This is a genomic window from Arthrobacter silviterrae, assembly GCF_011045165.1.
GTDB classification, from domain to species: Bacteria; Actinomycetota; Actinomycetes; order Actinomycetales; family Micrococcaceae; genus Specibacter; species Specibacter silviterrae.
Window position 1 is genome coordinate 1 of record NZ_JAAKZI010000016.1, and the last position, 18,386, is coordinate 18,386.

The 18,386-nt window shown below is 64.0% G+C and carries 19 protein-coding genes and 1 other RNA gene; 3 read left to right on the forward strand and 17 right to left on the reverse strand.

Going from position 1 to position 18,386, the window contains the following annotated elements:
- Positions 1-69: 69 nt before the first annotated feature.
- Positions 70-436: a transfer-messenger RNA gene (gene ssrA, locus G6N77_RS10370) on the reverse strand.
- A 73-nt stretch (positions 437-509) separates the two neighbouring features.
- Positions 510-1,529: a glycoside hydrolase family 3 N-terminal domain-containing protein gene (locus tag G6N77_RS10375; RefSeq protein ID WP_240901916.1), complete on the reverse strand. Its 1,020-nt coding sequence runs from the start codon at positions 1,527-1,529 to the stop codon at positions 510-512.
- Between G6N77_RS10375 and G6N77_RS19875 the strand changes: the two genes are divergently transcribed.
- Positions 1,528-1,881 (forward strand): hypothetical protein, encoded by a 354-nt coding sequence (locus G6N77_RS19875; RefSeq protein ID WP_240901918.1) that lies wholly within the window; start codon positions 1,528-1,530, stop codon positions 1,879-1,881. The two genes, G6N77_RS10375 and G6N77_RS19875, sit on opposite strands and share 2 nt — an antisense overlap.
- Here G6N77_RS19875 and G6N77_RS10380 read toward each other — a convergent pair.
- The 14 genes from G6N77_RS10380 to G6N77_RS10445 form a co-directional block, all read right to left on the reverse strand.
- Positions 1,850-2,731, reverse strand: coding sequence for a cytochrome c oxidase assembly protein (locus G6N77_RS10380; RefSeq protein ID WP_165182096.1), 882 nt, complete (start codon positions 2,729-2,731; stop codon positions 1,850-1,852). The two genes, G6N77_RS19875 and G6N77_RS10380, sit on opposite strands and share 32 nt — an antisense overlap.
- A 3-nt stretch (positions 2,732-2,734) precedes the next feature.
- Complete coding sequence (gene smpB / locus G6N77_RS10385; protein WP_165182097.1) at positions 2,735-3,205, reverse strand: SsrA-binding protein SmpB; 471 nt, start codon at positions 3,203-3,205, stop codon at positions 2,735-2,737.
- A 74-nt stretch (positions 3,206-3,279) separates the two neighbouring features.
- Entirely contained in the window at positions 3,280-4,704 is a 1,425-nt protein-coding gene (locus tag G6N77_RS10390; protein ID WP_165182098.1) for a peptidoglycan DD-metalloendopeptidase family protein, read from the reverse strand.
- Between the two features lie 84 nt (positions 4,705-4,788).
- The gene (gene ftsX / locus G6N77_RS10395) at positions 4,789-5,703 is read right to left on the reverse strand and encodes a permease-like cell division protein FtsX (protein ID WP_165182099.1); all 915 of its coding nucleotides are present in this window, start codon (positions 5,701-5,703) and stop codon (positions 4,789-4,791) included.
- Positions 5,700-6,635: a cell division ATP-binding protein FtsE gene (gene ftsE / locus G6N77_RS10400; RefSeq protein ID WP_165182100.1), complete on the reverse strand. Its 936-nt coding sequence runs from the start codon at positions 6,633-6,635 to the stop codon at positions 5,700-5,702. The genes ftsX and ftsE overlap by 4 nt, the downstream gene beginning before the upstream one ends.
- 172 nt (positions 6,636-6,807) lie before the next feature.
- On the reverse strand, positions 6,808-7,647 hold the full coding sequence (locus G6N77_RS10405) for a VanW family protein (RefSeq protein WP_165182101.1): 840 nt from the start codon (positions 7,645-7,647) through the stop codon (positions 6,808-6,810).
- 87 nt (positions 7,648-7,734) lie between these two features.
- Positions 7,735-8,853 carry a peptide chain release factor 2 gene (prfB, locus tag G6N77_RS10410; protein WP_165182102.1) on the reverse strand — a complete coding sequence of 373 codons (1,119 nt, stop codon included), beginning with the start codon at positions 8,851-8,853 and terminating at the stop codon, positions 7,735-7,737.
- A 50-nt stretch (positions 8,854-8,903) separates the two neighbouring features.
- Positions 8,904-9,353 (reverse strand): pilus assembly protein TadG-related protein, encoded by a 450-nt coding sequence (locus G6N77_RS10415; RefSeq protein ID WP_205678194.1) that lies wholly within the window; start codon positions 9,351-9,353, stop codon positions 8,904-8,906.
- On the reverse strand, positions 9,350-9,736 hold the full coding sequence (locus tag G6N77_RS10420; protein WP_306987034.1) for a hypothetical protein: 387 nt from the start codon (positions 9,734-9,736) through the stop codon (positions 9,350-9,352). The genes G6N77_RS10415 and G6N77_RS10420 overlap by 4 nt, the downstream gene beginning before the upstream one ends.
- A 112-nt stretch (positions 9,737-9,848) precedes the next feature.
- On the reverse strand, positions 9,849-10,196 hold the full coding sequence (locus G6N77_RS19880; RefSeq protein WP_165182103.1) for a TadE family protein: 348 nt from the start codon (positions 10,194-10,196) through the stop codon (positions 9,849-9,851).
- A gap of 26 nt (positions 10,197-10,222) precedes the next feature.
- Positions 10,223-10,486 (reverse strand): hypothetical protein, encoded by a 264-nt coding sequence (locus G6N77_RS10430; RefSeq protein WP_205678210.1) that lies wholly within the window; start codon positions 10,484-10,486, stop codon positions 10,223-10,225.
- A gap of 60 nt (positions 10,487-10,546) precedes the next feature.
- Positions 10,547-11,485 carry a type II secretion system F family protein gene (locus tag G6N77_RS10435; protein ID WP_306987037.1) on the reverse strand — a complete coding sequence of 313 codons (939 nt, stop codon included), beginning with the start codon at positions 11,483-11,485 and terminating at the stop codon, positions 10,547-10,549.
- Positions 11,482-12,336 (reverse strand): type II secretion system F family protein, encoded by an 855-nt coding sequence (locus G6N77_RS10440; RefSeq protein ID WP_165182104.1) that lies wholly within the window; start codon positions 12,334-12,336, stop codon positions 11,482-11,484. Before G6N77_RS10440 ends, G6N77_RS10435 begins: the two co-directional genes overlap by 4 nt.
- The gene (locus tag G6N77_RS10445) at positions 12,336-13,559 is read right to left on the reverse strand and encodes a TadA family conjugal transfer-associated ATPase (RefSeq protein WP_165182105.1); all 1,224 of its coding nucleotides are present in this window, start codon (positions 13,557-13,559) and stop codon (positions 12,336-12,338) included. The genes G6N77_RS10440 and G6N77_RS10445 overlap by 1 nt, the downstream gene beginning before the upstream one ends.
- Positions 13,560-13,733: 174 nt before the next feature.
- Between G6N77_RS10445 and G6N77_RS20340 the strand changes: the two genes are divergently transcribed.
- Together G6N77_RS20340 and G6N77_RS10455 are read left to right on the forward strand one after the other, a co-directional pair.
- Positions 13,734-15,050: an alpha/beta hydrolase gene (locus tag G6N77_RS20340; protein ID WP_165182106.1), complete on the forward strand. Its 1,317-nt coding sequence runs from the start codon at positions 13,734-13,736 to the stop codon at positions 15,048-15,050.
- Between the two features lie 190 nt (positions 15,051-15,240).
- A complete protein-coding gene (locus tag G6N77_RS10455; RefSeq protein ID WP_165182107.1) occupies positions 15,241-17,235 on the forward strand; it encodes a DUF6541 family protein in 1,995 nt (664 codons plus the stop codon).
- A 57-nt stretch (positions 17,236-17,292) separates the two neighbouring features.
- Here G6N77_RS10455 and galE read toward each other — a convergent pair whose 3' ends face one another.
- Positions 17,293-18,306 (reverse strand): UDP-glucose 4-epimerase GalE, encoded by a 1,014-nt coding sequence (galE, locus tag G6N77_RS10460; RefSeq protein WP_165182108.1) that lies wholly within the window; start codon positions 18,304-18,306, stop codon positions 17,293-17,295.
- Positions 18,307-18,386: the final 80 nt, after the last annotated feature.

Below are 18,386 nucleotides of genomic sequence, written 5' to 3' on the forward strand. Positions count from 1 at the left end.
GAAGACCAGGTCCGCAAAATGAAAAAGGCCTGTCCCGGTCGCAATGACCGGGACAGGCCCCAATAGGGTTTGTGGAGATGGGGAGAATTGAACTCCCGTCCGATGTTGCTTTGTCAGGGCTTCTCCGGGTGCAGTTTGCGTCGGTTTTTCTCGGCCCCAGCTGTCTCGCAAACAAGCAGCTGCCAGGCCCAGTTGTATAAGAGTCCCCTAAGCGCCTACAACAAGAACTTAGAGCAGTGGCCCTCTAAATGACGCCAGGATCCGGGACGAGAGCATTCCCGGGCTGACGGACTGTCTTACTGCTTAGGCAGCAAGAGCGAAGTCAGTGCGATTTGAGTCAGCACTTATTGTTTTACAGAGATCGTTTACGAGATAACCCTGTATCCTCGACCCGCTTCACCTGTCTCGACAAACACCGTCGAAACCGATCATCCCCTATTGTGTTTTCAAAGCCACGCCCGGTGCAAACCAACCGTGGACTACTTAGCTTAGCGCATTCGGGGCCGGATTTATTTCCCCAACAGCCCGGTAGCGGACTTTGCATTCAACACGAGCAGGGCTGCTGCGTCAACCTGTGCTGCAAAGGCGGGGTCGGACTGCGCCGCCGCCACGAGCCCTTCATACATTTGCGGGAGCAGCGCCTGGTCGGTGCACAGCGCCATGGTGCCTCCGGCGGCAATGAAGTCCACGCCCCGCTCCGCAATGGGCACCCCGGAGACCTGGACGGCGTCGCACATGTCGTCGCTGACAATGATGCCCCGGAAGCCAAGGTCCCCGCGGACCATGCCCTGGATGATGACGGCCGAATACGGGGCCAGTTGGGCCGCATCAATTTTCGGGTAGTACGCGTTGGAAAGCATCAGCCATGGCACGCCTGCATTGACCGCGTCGCGGAACGGCTGCACATAAGGGTCGTTGCGGACCGTGACGGAGTCCGTGACGCCCGCGGTGACGTCGGTGTTGCCGATCACCCGCCCCAGCCCGGGAAAGTGCTTCACGGTGGGGCTGATGCCGGCGGCCAGCATGCCCCTGGCAAACGCCACGCCGTGGCTGGAGACCGCCGCGGGGGTGTAGCCGTACTCGCGCCCAAAGGCGCCGATCGGTGCGTTCTGAGGGGCAAAGGCCGCCCCGGGGACGGTATCCAGGACGGGGGCCAGGTTGACGTTGACACCCACCGCTGCCAGCTGCTGCCCCCACCGCGTCGCATCGGCCTGCAGCTGTGCCGGCGGCAGCTGGCCCTGCACGATGGCCTGCGGGATGGTGTCAAGGCCCGGTCCCTGCATGATCTGCACAAAACCGCCCTCCTGGTCCGTGGCCACAAACGGCCTTACCCCGGCCGTTCCCGGGCCAACGTGGGCGGTGACTGCGGAGACCACGGCCGCAATCGCTCCCGATCCGGCGGCGCTGCGCCCCTTCATGAACACGTTGCCCACGTGCAGGCTGTCCAAGGCATACAGGGAATTGGCGTCGGCCCCCGTGACCGGAGTCGACACCATGAGCACCTGCCCCACCTTCTGCGCCAGGGTCATGGCCGCCAGCCTTTGGGCGGCAGGGCTGCCCTGCGCCGGGCCCGACGCCGGAGGGGGCGTTGCGCTGGTGGGCGGCGGTGGCGCCGTGCTCGGCACGGGTGGCGCGGTGGTGCTTGCCGCCGTCGTGCTTGCCGCTGACGGGCTGGCCGCTGTCGTGCTTGACGGGGGGCTGGAAGAGACTGAAGCAGGAGGCGGCGTCGACGCCTGGACGGAGGGGGGCGCAGTGCGGGGAACGAAAAGGAAAGCCAGGACCAGCCCGGCCGCGAGCACTGCGGCCACAGCCGCAACAATCCACCACCTGGCCCGCGTTGTCATGTGCGTCAATTCCTCAGGTGCAGGTGGGCGGCGTTGAGTTCATCCATTTGCTCATCCGTGAGCTCATCGAGCACCTTGCGTTCGCCCTTGTCGGACTTCGAAAAACGGATGAAGAGCAGGATCATCACGGGCAGGTCCATGACCTCGGCGATGAACCACAGGAAGTCCCCGCCCAACTGCTGGTCCACAATGCTGCTGGGAAACCAGGGCGGCTTGGGCCCGGAGAATGCCGCTGCGCCGTCGAGGACTGCGGGGGAAAGGCGCATGACAATGCCGGGGACGGCGTCGGCCAGGAGTTCGATGAAGGCGAAGACAAATTCCAGCATGATCAGCGCCGTGCTTACCTTGGTCTGCTCCTCCACCATGGGCAGGACCATGAGCAGGCCCAGCAGGGGGATGAAAATGCTTAGCAGGCCCTCAAGCACGGGGCTCAGGCGGGATACGCCGGCCAGGGGCGTGAGCATCATCGACAGCACAATCAGGCCCACCACGGGCGCCACGGCGCTGTTGGCAAAGAACTTCATGGGCCGGCGGGCGGCGGCCCCCAGGGTGGTGCGGAGGCGCCCGGGGCGCACGGTGAGCCGCGCCAGGCCTACAGGCAGGCCAAGGGCGAGTCCGGCGGGGACCACAAACAGCATGATGGCGATGCGCATGGAGAATGCCCACCTCAGCTCCGGCGACCAGGTGCCCAGGAAGCCGAAGTTCGCCAAGGTGTACAGTCCCAGCCCCATGAGGAAGAACGCCGCGGCCCGCCACAGGGGCCACCGGATCCCTGCCCGCGCAGCCCGGGTCAGACCCCACGAATACAGCCCTCCGGCACCCACCACCAGGGCCAGCGCCCAGGGGTCCAGGCTCCACGTCGACCAAAATTCGCTGATGGGTGGCACGATCTAGCCCCTGTTCTTCTCCCGCATGGCGCGCAGGGCCTCGCGGTTGTCCTGCTTTTCACGCAATGACTGGCGTTTGTCGTAATCCTTCTTGCCGCGGGCGATGGCAATCTCCACCTTGGCCCGGCTGTCCAGAAAGTACAGCTGCAGCGGTACAATCGTGAAGCCGGATTCACGCGTCTTGGACGCGATTTTTTCCAGCTCGTCGCGGTGCAGCAGCAGTTTGCGGCGGCGGCGGGCCGTGTGGTTGGTCCAGCTGCCGTTGAGGTATTCCGGGATGTAGACGGCCTCAAGCCACAGTTCGTCGTTGTAGAACGTGGCGAATCCGTCCACCAGGGAGGCCCGGCCTTCGCGCAGCGACTTGACCTCGGTGCCCATGAGCACCAGCCCGGCCTCGTAGGTGTCCATGATGTGGTAGTCGTGCCGGGCCTTGCGATTGGTGGCCACCACTTTCAGGCCACTTTCCTTGGGCACTGTACTGCTCCTTCATTGACAACTTGGGACGGGTTTCCAGTTTAGCAACGATCACCTTGCGTCCCTGCGCGGCCCTAGAGCAGCGTCATGGGGTCCACCGGGGACCCGTTGAGCCACGTCTCAAAGTGCGCATGGCAGCCGGTGGAGTTGCCGGTGCTGCCCGAGTAGGCGATCAGCTGGCCGCGGCTGACCTGCTGGCCTGCCGCCACCTGCACGGAGCTGTTGTGGTAGTAGATGGTCATGAGGGCGTTGCCCTGGATGACGCCGTGCGTGATCTGCACGGTGTTCCCGCCGCCGCCGTTGGTCCAGCCGGCAATCACCACGGTCCCGGCGGCCGCCGCATACACGGGCGTGCCGCAGGTGGCACCAAAATCGACGCCCGTGTGCATGTACCCGCCGGTGCCGTTGAAGTCGATGGTGCCGGGAGGCGTCTGGCGCCAGCCAAATCCGGAGGTGATGGGAATGTTCCCGGCGAACGGGTGCGCCAGACCGAAGGCGGAGGGGTTGCCCGGTGCCGGCGGGACGTAGGGCGGGGGCACAAAGTTGTTGTTGCCTTGCTCGGCGGCCTTTTGCCGTGCCAGCTCGGCCTGGCGGGCGGCTTCGGCAGCCGCCGCCTTGCGTGCCGCCTCAATTTCCTGGCGCTGGCGTTCGGCGATCTTCGCGGCAACATTGTCCTGCTGCTGCTGCACCACCTTGATTTTGGCCTGGATTTGTGGCTTCTGGGCTTCCAGCTTGGCGTTGATCGCGGCGGAGTCGCTGATGAGCTTGTCTACGGCGGCCTTCTTCGCCGCAGCCTGGTCGCGGGCAGCCTGCTCGGCCACCAGTGCCGCGTCCGCCTGTGTCTTCAGGTCCTTGATTTCAGCCTCCACGGCAACCAGCCGTGCCTGCGCATTCTGGTTGGTGGCTTTTTCCGTGGTCAGCCGCTCAAGGGCGGCGTTCTGGCTGCGCATGGCCTGTCCGGCCAGGTCGATGGAGTCGGCCAGGTCGCCGGAGTTGCCCACCCCCAGGATCAGTGCCAGGTTGGGCGGCAGTCCCCCGGCCTTGTAGGACTGCGCGGCCAGCTGGCCGATCATGCTCTTTGTCTCGGCCGACTTCTTCGCCTCGAGGGCAATCTGGGCCGTGATCTTGTCCTTGCTTTGCTGGGCCAGGCCGATGCGGGCTGCGAGGGAGTTGACCAGCTCGGTGGCCGCACCAACGCGGTTCTGTGCATCGGCCAGGGCGGCCTGGGCCCCCGGCAGCTGGCCCTGGTACATGACCAGGTCCGAGGCCGACTTGGCGATGCCGGCGTCCACGAATTCCAGGGCGGAGGCGGCGTCGTCGGCCTGCTGGCGAAGGGCCGCCGCCTGGTCGTCGAGATTGTCCGCATGGGCGGCCGGCACCAGTCCCAGCATTCCCACAAGCACCAGCGATGCCAAGGTTCCGCCCATGCGGGCCTGCCACCGTCCTCCACGCCGCGGGGTGGTCACCGCGCCTGTTCCCCCGCTTGATGTCGAATTCATGTGGGCAATGCTCCTAGGTCTGTGACTCGTGGTGATGTATTGCCGTTCGTATCGCACTGGCCGGGCAGAAAGTGATGCCGTGGTCTATGTTTTCAGATTTTTGCGCAATGATACAACCGAGGATACGCCTGCCAGGAGGATTCCGAGCAGAATCAGCACCGGATAGATGACCAGCGCCTGGGTCTGAGAGATGACCGGCGTGCCCGAGGACCCCTTGGCCAGGTAGTCGCCGAGGAAGAACCTGACGATTCCCCAGACGGCCCCGGAGGCCAGCAGCGCGCCGATGGTGGAGGCAATGATCCCCTCGAGGGCAAACGGCAGCTGGATCACTGTCTTCGAGGCACCCACCAGGCGCATGATGTTGATCTCGCGTTCGCGCGACTTGGCGGAGAGCTTGATGGTGGTGGACACCAGCAGGGCCGCGCAAATAATCATCAGCCCCGCCACGATCATGGCCACCAGGGTGGCAATGTTCATGAGGTAAAACAGCGAGTCCAGCACCTTGCGCTGGTCCACCACCGAGTCGACGCCGGGGGTCGCGGACAAGGACTCGTTGATGATCTGGTATTTCTGCGGGTCCGTGAGCTTGATGCGGAACGACGACGGCAGGTTGCCCGCCTCCACCGAGTCCACCATGGGGGAATTGGCGAACTGCTCCTTGAAGTGGGCCAGTGCCTCCGCCTGGGTCTCAAACGTCCACGATTCCACGTACGGCTTGACGGCCGGCGAGGCCAGGATGCCCTCAATGTTCTTCTTCTGGTCCGCCGTGACGGGGCCGCCGGCACAGTTGGTGTTGGTGGGGGTGTCATTGCACAGGAAGACGGTGACCTGGACCTTGTCGTACCAGAAGCCCTTGAGCTGGCCGATCTGCAGTTGCAGCACCCCGGCCGCGCCGACAAATGTCAGGGACACAAACGTCACCAGGATGACGGAAATGACCATGGTCAAGTTGCGCCGCAGGCCGCTGCCAAGCTCGCTGAGGATGAAGGCTAGTCTCACGGCTGGTCCCCGTTCGTCGTGGCGTCGGAGGGGTGTTGCCGTGCCCCGGGGCGCGGGTAGATGCGGCCGCGGTTGCGTTCGAGCCGCGGCGGCATGGCATCGTCAGCGGGTGCCACGTCCCTCTCTGTTGCGGCACTCACGGCGCGCTGGCGGCGGGTCTGGGGGGCGCCCTCGTCCATTGCAGGCACGACGGCGGGAGCCTGGCTCCCAGCCTCGTTTGCAGCTTGGGCGGCGGGAACGATGGGGATGGTGGAAGTGTACTGGGCGGCGTCCTCGTCGCGGACCACCTTGCCCTGGCGCAGTTCGATCACGCGCTTGCGCATGGAGTTGACGATGTCGTCGTCGTGGGTGGCCATGACCACGGTGGTGCCGTTTTGGTTGATCTTGTCCAGAATGTCCATGATGCCGACGCTGGTGACGGGGTCAAGGTTGCCGGTGGGCTCGTCGGCCAGCAGGATGTCCGGCTGGTTCACGATGGCGCGGGCAATGGCCACGCGCTGCTGCTCGCCGCCGGAAAGCTCGTCGGGGAGCCTGTGGCCCTTGCCTTCCAGGCCCACCAGTTCCAGCACGCGCGGCACCTCGGTCCTGATGGCCGCCCGGCTCTTGCCGATGACCTGCATGGCGTAGGCGACGTTGGCGAACGCCGTCTTGGTGCTGATGAGGCGGAAGTCCTGGAACACGATGCCGATGCCGCGGCGGAATTTGGGCACGCGCCAGCTGGGGACGTTGGACACGTTCTGCCCGGCCACATACACCTGGCCGGCCTGGGTCTTGGTTTCCCGCAGCACCAGGCTGAGGAACGTCGACTTGCCGGAGCCGGACGGGCCCACCAGAAAAACAAACTCGCCGCGCTGGACTTCAAGGGAAATGTCGTCGAGCGCGGGGCCGATTTGTTTGAGGTGGGTGATGCTCACATTTTCAAAACGAATCATGACTTTTCGTTGCCCTTCCAGCGAACGGTGCTGGCATGCCGGTGCCTGGGCGTGGGTTTGGGGGAAGAAACCACCAGCGTTACGACTATAGGCACCAATTGGCGGCATCGCTGGACCCGTGCCGGTGTGTCGGGATCCGGAATGTTATGGATGTGCCGGGTTGCGGGAGCGGCTAGGTGTAGGAATCACCGCGAATGGGGGCCTTGATCAGTGCCCGGTCATACAGCACGCGGGCATTGTTTTGCACCACCAGCTCATGGGCCAACTCGTTGCCGGTGCGTTTGTCGCGGACACTGCGGTAGACGCTGTTGCGGCGGTAGACGTCGGGGCCCACCTGCTGGAAATGGGAGTCGCGTTCCTTGATGTGGTACTTCACGTCCAGGGGTTCCTGGGCCCGCAGTTCCCCGCGCAGGTGCTCTTCCGTCACCGAGATGCGGAACTGGAATGTGTTCCGGGTGGGGTTTCGCACCCGGTAGTCCAGGTAGTTGTACACAATGGACGTCCCGGTGCCGAAGGGAATTTGCCGGTTGAAGTCAGGGAACAGGTCAATTTCCCCGTGGTGGTGGTGGTGTTCCGCAATTTCCAGGGGGCTGTGCAGCACCATCCAGTGCAAAAGGTTGGTGAACTGGCACAGGCCCCCGCCTAGGCCTTCCGCGGGTCCGTTGTGGCTGATGGTCAGGCCCGTCCGGTATCCCTTTTTTGCCGAACAGCGCCCCACCAGGGTCCAGAAGGAAAACGTCTCCCCCGGGCGAATCAGGATTCCGTCAATGTGCGGGGCGGCCAGGCCCAGGCTGACGGCCTTGTTTTCCTGCAGGGCCAGGTCCACTGTGCCGAGCTTGCGGCGGATGAGCGAATTGTGGCTGTAGACACTGACCGGCAGGTCTTGCATGTTGCGCGTGCGTGCCAGGGCCGCCCGGTGGCGGAAATTGGCCAGCTTCCGCAGCACGATTTGCCGCTGGACGGCGATGGCAAAAGTGAGTGGTGAAATTTCCCCAAATAATTTCCGTGCCAAAGTGGTACTTCCCCCGTGAAAGTGCGCCAACAGGTGACTTGTGACAAGGGCCACTATATCGCCATTTGGGCGGCGCGCCCTGCTGGTTTACTGGTTTTCGGCGTTGCGGTTGTCCGCCCGCCAGCGGATACCGGCGTCGATGAAGTCGTCGATTTCCCCGTCCAGCACGGCCGAGGTGTTGCCCACTTCGTACTCGGTGCGCAGGTCCTTGACCATCTGGTACGGGTTGAGCACATAGGAGCGCATCTGGTCGCCCCAGGAAGCCTTGACGTCCCCTGCCATGGCCTTTTTAGTGGCGTCCTCCTCCGCTTTTTTCAGCAGCAGCAGGCGGGACTGCAACACGCGCATGGCGGCGGCACGGTTTTGGATCTGCGACTTTTCATTCTGCATGGACACCACCGTGCCCGTGGGCAGGTGGGTAAGCCGGACGGCGGAGTCCGTCGTGTTCACGGACTGGCCTCCGGGGCCGGAGGAGCGGAACACATCCACGCGGATGTCGTTGTCCGGGATGTCGATGCTGTCCGTCTGCTCAATGAGCGGGATGACCTCGACGGCGGCGAAGGAGGTCTGGCGACGTCCCTGGTTGTCGAAGGGGCTGATGCGCACCAGCCTGTGCGTGCCGGCCTCCACGCTGAGCGTGCCGAAGGCGTAGGGTGCCTTGACTTCGAAGGTGGCCGACTTCAGGCCTGCCTCTTCAGCGTAGGAGGTGTCCAGGACGGAGGTGGGGTAGCCGTGGCGTTCGGCCCAGCGCAGGTACATCCGCAGCAGCATCTCGGCGAAGTCGGCCGCATCCACGCCGCCGGCACCGGAGCGGATGGTCACCACGGCCTCCCGTTCGTCATACTCGCCGGCCAGCAGCGTCACGATCTCAAGGTCCTTGAGGGACTTTTGCAGGCTCGGAAGCTCCTTGGCCGCCTCAGCAAGCGTGTCCGCGTCGCCTTCATCCTGGGCCAGCTCCACCAGGACCTCAAGGTCGTCGATGCGCGATTCAAGCGTGCGCAGCTTTTCCAGCTTGGACTGGGCATGGCTGAGCCGGGAAGTCACCTTTTGGGCGGCGGCGGGGTCGTCCCAGAGGTTGGGTGAGCCAGCCTGGTCCGACAAGTCTTCAATGTCCTCCAAGAGCCTGTCCACCTCGGACACCTGCTCAATGGACGTGTAGGTGGCGCGTAGCGCCCGGATCTCTGCGGGAAAGTCGATCTCTGCCATGATATTCAAGCCTACGGCATGCTTGGCGCACCTTCCGCGGGCGCCCGGCCCTACAGCACCAGGTGTGCCCGGGCCGTGCCGGTCACGGTCATGGCAATGCCGTCGGGTACAAGGAAGTTGATGAACCAGGGATGGACCGTGCCGGTCAGGTTCACCTGGGCGGTCCGGCCGTCAGGGGTGCCGGTGCCGGCTGCAAGGCGGACGTCCGACAGCGACTTTGGTGATTCATTGCTTTCGAGGTAGGCCAGCGCGGCCGCAGTTACGCCCTGGCCGGTGAGAAGGGTGCCAGGGTCCGGGCCGTGGTTGCCGGCGTTGAGGACGAAGGTGTCGGCGGCTGCGAGCGCGGCGCCGTCTGCGGTGGAGAGCAATTTCTTGTGGCCGAGGTAGAGGCTGGACCCGGCCGCGACCACCGTCATCAGGAGCAGGGACAGCAAGACATAGCCGATCAGCAGGACCATGATGTGGCCGTCTTCCTGCGTCGTTTCGCGTGCGCCACTCATTTAAACCGGCCCACTTTTTGGGTTGCGGTGGAGTCAACTGTTGCCGCTGTCAGGTTGACGCCGGGCAACGCTGAGACCAGTGGCAGTTCGACCCTCAAGGTGACGCGGGTCCGGACCATGGTGCCCGGCGTGAGGCAGCCGCCGTCGCACGTCACGGTGAGGGCCGCCTTGGAGGGGTCATAGCCCATGTCCGTGACGGCCATGGCAACGGCCTGTTCGGCAGCCATGCGCGCTGATGCTTCGTCTCCTTGCAGCACGTAGACCTTGGCCGCCTGGTCTGCAGCCCCCACCACGGCGTAGGCCCCGCCCTGCAACTGCCCCACGGTAAGGATGAGGTAGGCCACGGGCACCATGAGGAGCACTACGAGGAACACGAATTCCACAATGGCACTCCCGACTTCTGCGTCCGGCGGTGCGTCCGGCGCTGCGCCAGGCGATGCGCCAGGCGCTTCGAACGGTCCGTGGCGCCCCGCGGCCTCTGGGTGCGAGGACACCTCACCCCGGAACCAGGGCATGCCCGCTCATCTCAAGCCGTCCGCGCGGCCCAAAAAGGCCCACCAGCGGCAGCGGCGCCGTGACGGAGACGGTCAGGATGGCCACCCCTCCAGCCGTGGACACGCTGGCCGTGACATCCTGGGCATAGCCCTCCCCCAGCGAGGTGGACAGCAGCAGTTCCGCCCGGTCCTGGGCATCCTGGGCCGTCCTGTCCGCCAGGGCCCCGTAGCGGGCCGCCGACGACGCAGCATCCGCCACAGTGTTCCGCACGTGCAGCACAAGCGCCAGCTGGATCAGGGCCAGGAACATGACGGTGACCAGGGTGGACACCAGGACGAAGTCAACCACGGCCGCGCCGGACTCCGAGGCACGTGCTACGGCTGGACCTGGCTCATGGCCTCGTTGAACAGCTTTTCCAGTGCCGGACCGGCGAGCGCCAGCAGCCCCGCCACGAGGACGGCGGACATGAGCGTGATGAGAACCCAACCGGGAACGTCCCCGCGGGCGCCGCCGGTGGCCGGGCGGAACCGGAGGCTCGGCCACCGGCTCGCCAGGCGCAACTGCCACAGTCCCAGTAGTTGCTTGACGGCGATCAGTTGCCTCAGTGCAAGTGTCGCGGCCCCGTTGTGCTTCCCCATGGTGTTTCCCCTCCAGGTGTTGGTGCAGGTGGTTTGTTGGTGGTTTGCAGCAGGTGCCCATTACAGGCCAATCTGCAGCAGGGCCAGGCCCGGGAAGACGGCAAAGACGACCGTCAGCGGGAGGACGCCAAAGACCAAGGGGATCATCATGGCGATCTCCTTGCGCCCTGCCGCTTCCATCAGTTCCCTCTTGGCGACGTCGCGGACGTCCTGGGCCTGGGCTCTCAGTACATCGGCCAGCGGCGTCCCCCGGTTTACGGCCACGCTGATGCCGTCCACGAAGCGGGTCAGCGCGGGCACATTGAGCCGGTCTGAAAATTCGCCCAGGGCCGTCACCAGCGGCACTCCGGTGCGGGTTTGGGCCAGGACCTTGGCAAATTCCGCGGACAGTTCCCCGCGGGACTGCCTGGCCACCCTGTCCAGGGCACTGCCGGCGCTCTCCCCCGCCCCCACGGCAAGGGCCATGAGTTCGGCCATGGCCGGGAACTCGGCCAGGATTCTGGCCTGCCGGCGTTTGATGCGGATGCCGAGGAGGTAGTCGTAGCTGAGGTAGCCGCCCAGCATGAAGCCGATGGTGAAGGCGAAACCCACCATGGCGTTGGTGCGCCCCGACCAGGCCAGGACCAGCGACAGCACCAGCCCGACCACCATGCCGGCGCCGGCCCAGAGGAACTGGACGGCTCGAAACTCGAGGGCGGATTCGTTGCGGCCGGCCTGGGCAAGCCGGGCGCGGAGGCCCTTGACGCTGATGTTGAAGCGGCCCAGCCTCCCCACCACATCGGCCAAAACCAGGCGGAACAGCCGTTCCAGCGGGCCAAACAGTGCGCTGGTTTCGTCTTCAGCCAGGAGCTTGGAGCGGCTCTCCAGGCTGCGCAGTTGGGGTTCCACGCGGTCGGCGAAGGTGGGCCGGCGCATGGCGGGAATCCTGGCAAAGACCGTCCACAGGCCGAACCCCAGACCCAGGCCGGTGGCCACCACGGCCGCGAGGTGGCCGTTCACCGCAGCACCCGTTCTTCCCTGGGCAGGGCGCCAATCCGCAGCATGAGCCGGTAGCAGACCACGGAGACCAGCAGCCCGCCACCCAGCACGGCCCAACCCAAGGGTGAGTTGTAGGCAGTTACAGCCTCAGGGCGGGTAGACATCAGCATGAGTACAATCCACGGTGCTGCAACGGCCAGCCTGGCCGCGTTGACAGTCCACGACTGCCGGGCTTCGAGCTCGCTGCGGGTCCTGGCGTGGTCGCGCAGAAACTCCGAGAGGGTTCCGAGCAGGCGCCCAAGGTCTGAGCCTCCCACATCCCGAGTCAACCGCAGGGCTTCGATGATCCGGTCGGCGACAGGGTCGGCCAGCCTGTCCTTGAGCCTTTGCAGGGCGGCCTCAAAATGGCCGCTGGCGCGGTAGTCGGCCCCAAACCCGGCAAACTCACCCCTGAGTTCTTCAGGCCCCTTGACTCCCAACTGGATGAGGGCTTCGGGGAGTGAGAGCCCGGCCCGGATTGCTGAGCGAAGGTGGTCCACCACGTCCGGCCAGAGCTCGCGCATTGTTGAGGACCGGCGTCGGGCACGCCATTGCAGGAGGGCAAAGGGCAGGTAGCCGCTGAACAGGCCAAAGCACAGCGCAATGGGGGCGGCACCTGTCAGGAGCAGGAAAAGCAGGGTGGTGAAAACCGCAAGGCCTGCCGTGCTGGCGGTCAGGGATGCCGGCGTCACCTGGGCCACGCCCGCCTGCTGCAGGAGTTCGCCCAGCCGGCCCCGCCTGGCCACTGCCGGCGCCCGCTCGGGGGTACTCCAGCAGGCGGCCCAGACCAGGTACAGTCCCAGGCCTCCCAGCAGGCCGGCGAGCGCGGACATCAGGCGTCACCCACCAGGGTGGCCACGTTGTAGCCGGCCGCCGCAAACTTTTCCGGCGACGGCATGGCCGAGGCTTGGGCTGTGAGGAGTCCGTCAACGGTGTCGAACACCATTCCCGATTCGATGACGCCATTTTCCACCCGCCGGCCCAGGGACAGGATTTGGCCCACGCGCCGCTTCCCATTGGGGGCCCTGACGCAGTGCACCACCAGGTCGATGCACGCCGCCACGGTGGGCAGCACGAAGGCCGCAGTGATGTTTTCCCCGGCCAGGAGGGGAAGCGTGCAAATCTTGACGACGGCGTCGTGGGCGGAGTTGGCATGGACGCTTGCCATGCCGGGCAAGCCGCTGTTGAGGGCTATCAGCATGTCCAGGCTTTCGGCCTCACGCACCTCGCCCACGATGAGGCGGTCCGGCCGCATGCGAAGGGCTTCCTTGACCAGGCGGCGCAATGGAATCTCGCCGGCTCCCTCCAGGTTGGGCTGGCGGCACTGCAGGCCCACCACGTCCCTCAGCGGCAGGGCGAGCTCAAAGATCTCCTCCACCGTCACCACGCGTTCCCGGGAGCCGATGCCGGCGGCCAGGCAGTTGAGCATGGTCGTCTTGCCAGCCTGCGTTGCCCCGGATACCAGGATGTTGAGCCCGCTGCTGACGGCGGCGCCCAGGAAGCGGGCCGCCTGGGGCGTGAGGGAGCCGAGTTCCACGAGGTGTTCCAGGCGGCTGGCGCGGGCGGTGAACTTGCGGATGTTTACGGCCCAATGGGCCTTGGTGATGTCCGGGATGACCACGTGCAGGCGGGAGCCGTCCGGGAGGGCAGCGTCCACAAAGGGGCTGCTGAGGTCCAGCCGGCGGCCCGAGCTTTTGAGCATTCGCTCGACGAGGTCCCTGACCTGCTGCTGGGTGAAGACAAGCGGCGTCAGTTCGGATTCACCGTTGCGGGCCACGAACACCTGGTCCGGGGCGTTGAGCCAAATTTCCTCCACAGACGGATCGTCCAGGAAGGGTTGCAGGGCGCCAAAGCCGGCCACGGCGTCATAGATGTGCTGCTTGGCGTCTGCCGCATGGGAAAGGGGAGGTACGGCCCCTACAAGTGAACGCTCGTCGTAATCGTTGACTGCCGCCTCGACCAGGCGCCGAACCTCGCCGCCCTGCTGCAATGGGTCCAGCCCCTTGCGGCGTATGAGCTCGCGAACTTCGTCTTCAACGAGTGTCAGTGCATCCATCAACCTCTCCGCCCCCGCGGTCCGGTTCTTCCCCTTGGTCCTTGGAGCATAACCAAGTGAATGTCCAGGCGCCAGAGGGTGGTGGTGATCTGTGGACAACCGGCGCCGCTTCAACCCCCATTTTCACAAAGCTTTCCCAGCCAACCATCATGGAACGGCCATTATTCTGGTGAAGTGAACTTTCTCTATCAGGCGCCCATCGTCAACGGCGCAATTCCTGCCGTCCTGGTCACCTCCGGGCTGCTGGCATTGCTCTGGCTGGCGTGGGGCAACCGGCGCCACCTGACTCGCTGGGTACCCGTGGCCCTTGTGATCTCCGTGCTGGCGATGGGCATTTTCTGGTATCTGGCAGAGAAAGTGTGGAACCTTTGGGGCGAGCCGCTGCCGCGCCGCCTCTACATATACGCCGGGCTGGCGCTGTTCGGCGTGTTGCTGGCGGTCCCGAAAATCGTGGCCCTCCGGCGCCTCTGGGCACGCCTGCTGGTGTTGCCGATCGCCGCCGTCGTGGTGGTTTCCGCTGCAGGAATGGTGAACCAGAACTTCGAGTATTACCCCACCTTTGGATCACTCTTTGGCGACACCGGAACAGCCATCAAGAGCCTGGCCCAATTCGAAGCTGACAAGGGCGTCGCGGAACTACCAATACCACCAAAACCGACCACCGAGGCGAACTGGTCACCGCCCGCCAACATGCCTGCCCACGGCGACGTCATCAACGTGCATATTCCGGGCCCAATCTCACATGAAGTGTCGTCAGGGGCCTTCGTGTACCTCCCCCCGGCCTACTTATCCACACCGCGCGCCAATCTACCCGTGCTGGTGCTGATTCACGGGGTACCCGGCAGCACGGTCGACTGGTTGCGGGGCGGGCAGATCAACAAGTTCATGGACCAATATGCGGCGGCGCACCATGGACTCGCCCCCGTAGTAGTCTTGCCCGATGCCGGGGCCAACTGGGCAGGGTACCCGCCGGCGTGCCTCAACAGCCGGCAGGGACAAGCGGCCACGTACCTGACTTTGGATGTACCGAACTGGATCAAGAAGACGTTTGGGGCCGGCACGATTTCCTCCCGGCAGTGGGCGATTGGTGGATTTTCATACGGTGGCACCTGTGCCATGACACTTGCCGTCAACCATCCCGAGGTTTATCCAACGTTTATTGACAGTTCCGGCGAGTCTGAGCCAACCATTGAACAGGGACATGACTTGCTTCTCAAGAAGTACTTCGCTGGAAATCCTGCCGCGTTTGCAAAGCAAAACGCCCTGGACATTCTCAAGGTAAGGCGTTATGCGGGAAGTGCCGGTATAGTCACGGTCGGATCCAGCGACAGCCATTATCGACCACAAGGCATCGAGGTATTTCGCGCCATGAAGAAGGCGGGCATGGATGTCACCCTTCAGGAAGCTCCAGGTGGCCATGCCTGGCCGGCCTGGCGGTACGGTGTGTATCAGAACATGGACTGGCTGATGAAGCGTTTGGGCGTCAACTGAGCGACCTTTCCTAACGCCATGGCCGTTCCGGCGCCTTCTGCATCTGGTCCGGCCTGATTCCCAGACCCAATGGCCCAGCCTATTGGCGACTTCGGGAAGCAAAGTGGTCCTTGCTACAATCACCAAGGACCTGCAGGGGAACTCGCTTCGAGGGACCGGCGAGCATTCCTAAGGAGAGTTCCAGAAGTTCATGACTTGGTTTCAGACTATTCCGACAATAATCGTCGCCGGGCTTGTTGTCTTCGTTCCGGGCGCCCTCCTTAGCCGGTTATTGGGAGCACGGGGCCTCGCCTGGGCCGCGACGGCGGCTCCCCTGACCGTGTCCCTGGCCGCTGTGGGTGCCATCGCCGCCCAGAAGCTGCATGTCGGCTGGTCACTATTGCCATTTCTGGGAATCACCCTTCTTGCATGCGCTGTCACAGTCGCGATCCGGCTTCCCGGGATCATGCGCCGCAGGAACACCGCACAAGGCCGTCCGCCCTGGATCCGTCCCAGCTGGACACTCGTGTTGGCCGTCGCCGCCGGGTTCGCTGTGCCGGCAATCATCCTTTTCGTTCGTTTCGCAAAGATTTTTAACACTCCGGAGAACATCTCCCAGACGTACGACAACGTCTTCCACCTCAATGCGATCCGCTTCATCCTCAACACAGGGAACGCTTCATCGCTGACCCTTGGCAACCTGTCCGCCACGGGAACAGCCAGCTTCTATCCTGCTGCCTGGCACGATCTTGCGGCGCTAGTGGTCGGTCTGACAGGCACACCAATTCCCGTAGGGGTCAACGCTCTCAACATGGTGTTGGGCGCCCTCGTCTGGACGACGTCGAGCATGTATCTCGCAACGCGTTTGCTCGGCAACCGGCCGGCCGCTTATTTGGCGACGGGCGCACTCGCAGCAGGCTTCAACGCCTTCCCCTACCTGTTGATGGAATTCGGCGTCCTGTACCCAAACTTCTTGGCGATTGCGCTTCTTCCGGCATTCATGGGGCTGGCGGCCGATCTGATGAAGCTGAGCAAAGCCCCTGGTCCCAACACTCTCCTGGCCATCATTCTCCTCGGTGTCGGCGCCCCAGGGCTTGCCCTGTCGCACCCCAGCGTGGTGATGGCCCTGGGCGCCTTCGCGATTTCGCCGCTGGTGGTCTGGCTCATCGTGACGATCCGGAAAGCCTTCGCCAACCGGATCAAGTGGCGCTGGGCAGCAGCAGCTGGGGTCTTCACCTTTTTGTATGCGCTGGGCCTGTTCTTTCTGTGGGGCGTGATTCGCCCGAGTAAGACAGCATCATTTTGGCCGCCGCTCCAGACAGTTCCACGCGCCATTGGCGAGGCCCTGACGAATGGTGTCCTGGGCAGGCCAATGCCGTGGCTCGCTGCACTACTAATGGTGATCGGCATCTATGCCGTATTCCGTCGGAAGCAGGGCTTCTGGGTGCTGGGCGGGTACGGTCTCAGTGCCCTCTTTTTCGTTGTGGCCTCCGCGTTTGAGCAAAACGGCCTGCGAGATTTTCTTACACGCGTCTGGTACAACGACAGCAACCGGCTGGCGTCCATGCTTCCCGTCTTCGCACTTCCGTTGGCCGCAATGGGCGCCGTGTGGCTTTTCGACCTCGTAGTCGCGGACAGCCGCGCCCAGCCCGTGAAGGCCAAACCGAACTCCCTTGCTTCCTTCCTGCGCAGCAGAAACGGAGGGCTGGTGTTTGGTGCTGTCGCATGGTTAGCTGTCATCGTATTGGCACAAGGATTTGCCATTGCCACAGCACAGGGCAAGGCCAGGATCCAGTATGACTTGTCGCCTGCGTCCCGGTTGCTGACGGTGGACGAGAATGCCATCCTGATGCGTCTTGATGCCCACGTTCCCAGCCACGGCATCATCATTGACAATGCCGGAACGGGGTCAGCCCTTGCCTACGCACTGGCCAACCGGCAAGTCATCTTGCCTGCCATCGGCCCCAATCCGAGTCGCGATGATTCAACACTGATCCGTTTCCTGCCTGAACTGGGAAATAACCCGGCCGTATGCGATGCCATCAAACGCCTCAACAGCTATTACGTTCTTGATTTTGGCGCACAGGAAATCAATGGCATGACTCACCCGTTCCCGAGTTCGAAGGCCCTGGCGGAGATGCCTGGGCTGAAGCTTCTCGACCAGGAGGGCACAGCAAAGCTGTACCAAGTCACCGGCTGCCGATAGGAATTCCAGACAGCGGCTGCCAGGATCAGCCCCCAGACCTATCCCGGGGCACTGCGGTCAGGCTCCGTACCCCTGCGGGTTGTCGTGCTGCCACCGCCAGTGGTCTTCACACATTTGGGCCAGGTTGCGGTGCGCCGACCAGCCCAGGTCCGCCAATGCAGCGGACGGGTCGGCGTAACTGACCGCGGCATCGCCAGGGCGTCTCGGCGCAAACTCAAACGGGATGGGCCTGCCCGCCGCGTCGCCAAACGCCTGGATGACTTCCAGCACCGAGGAGCCGTTGCCGGTGCCCAGGTTCCAGCGGAACACACCCTGATGCGTTGGCAGGTAGTCCAATGCTGCGAGGTGGCCGGCGGCCAGGTCCATCACGTGAATGTAGTCGCGCACGCCGGTGCCGTCCGGCGTCGGGTAGTCATTGCCAAAGACCATGACCTTTTCGCGGCGTCCCACGGCGACCTGGGCCACAAATGGCAGTAGGTTGTTGGGGATTCCGCTGGGGTCCTCGCCAATGCGGCCGGACTCGTGTGCGCCCACCGGATTGAAGTAGCGCAAAAGTGCCACACGCCAAGTTGCGTCTGCGGCGCCGAGGTCCGTGAGGATGTCCTCGATCTGTTCTTTGGTGCGTCCGTACGGGTTGGTGGCGTCCAACGGCATCTTCTCGATGAGGGGCACTTCTTCGCTGGCACCATAGACCGTGGCAGAGGAACTGAAGACGATGGTTCGCACGCCGTGCTTGTCCATGGAAGCCAGGAGGTTCAGCGTGCCCACAATGTTGTTTTGGTAGTACATGAGCGGCTGGGCCACCGACTCCCCCACTGCCTTAAGCCCGGCAAAGTGGATGACGGAATCGAACTCCCCAGCAGCAAAAAGTGCATCCACCCCACTTGCATCCAGCAGGTCCAGTTCAACAAATTCCGGGTGCCGCCCTGTAAGGTCCTCAACCCGGCGCAGGGACTCCGCGGATGAGTTCACCAAATTGTCAAGCACGACGACGCTGTGCCCGGCTTCCAGCAGGCAAAGCACCGTGTGTGAACCTATATAGCCGGCGCCGCCGGTCACCAAAACTTTCATGTGCCCAAGCCTATCTGGCCCAACGGGTAGACTTTAAAGTTGTGTCGTCCAACTATCCCCCCGCAGCCGATCAGGCTGCC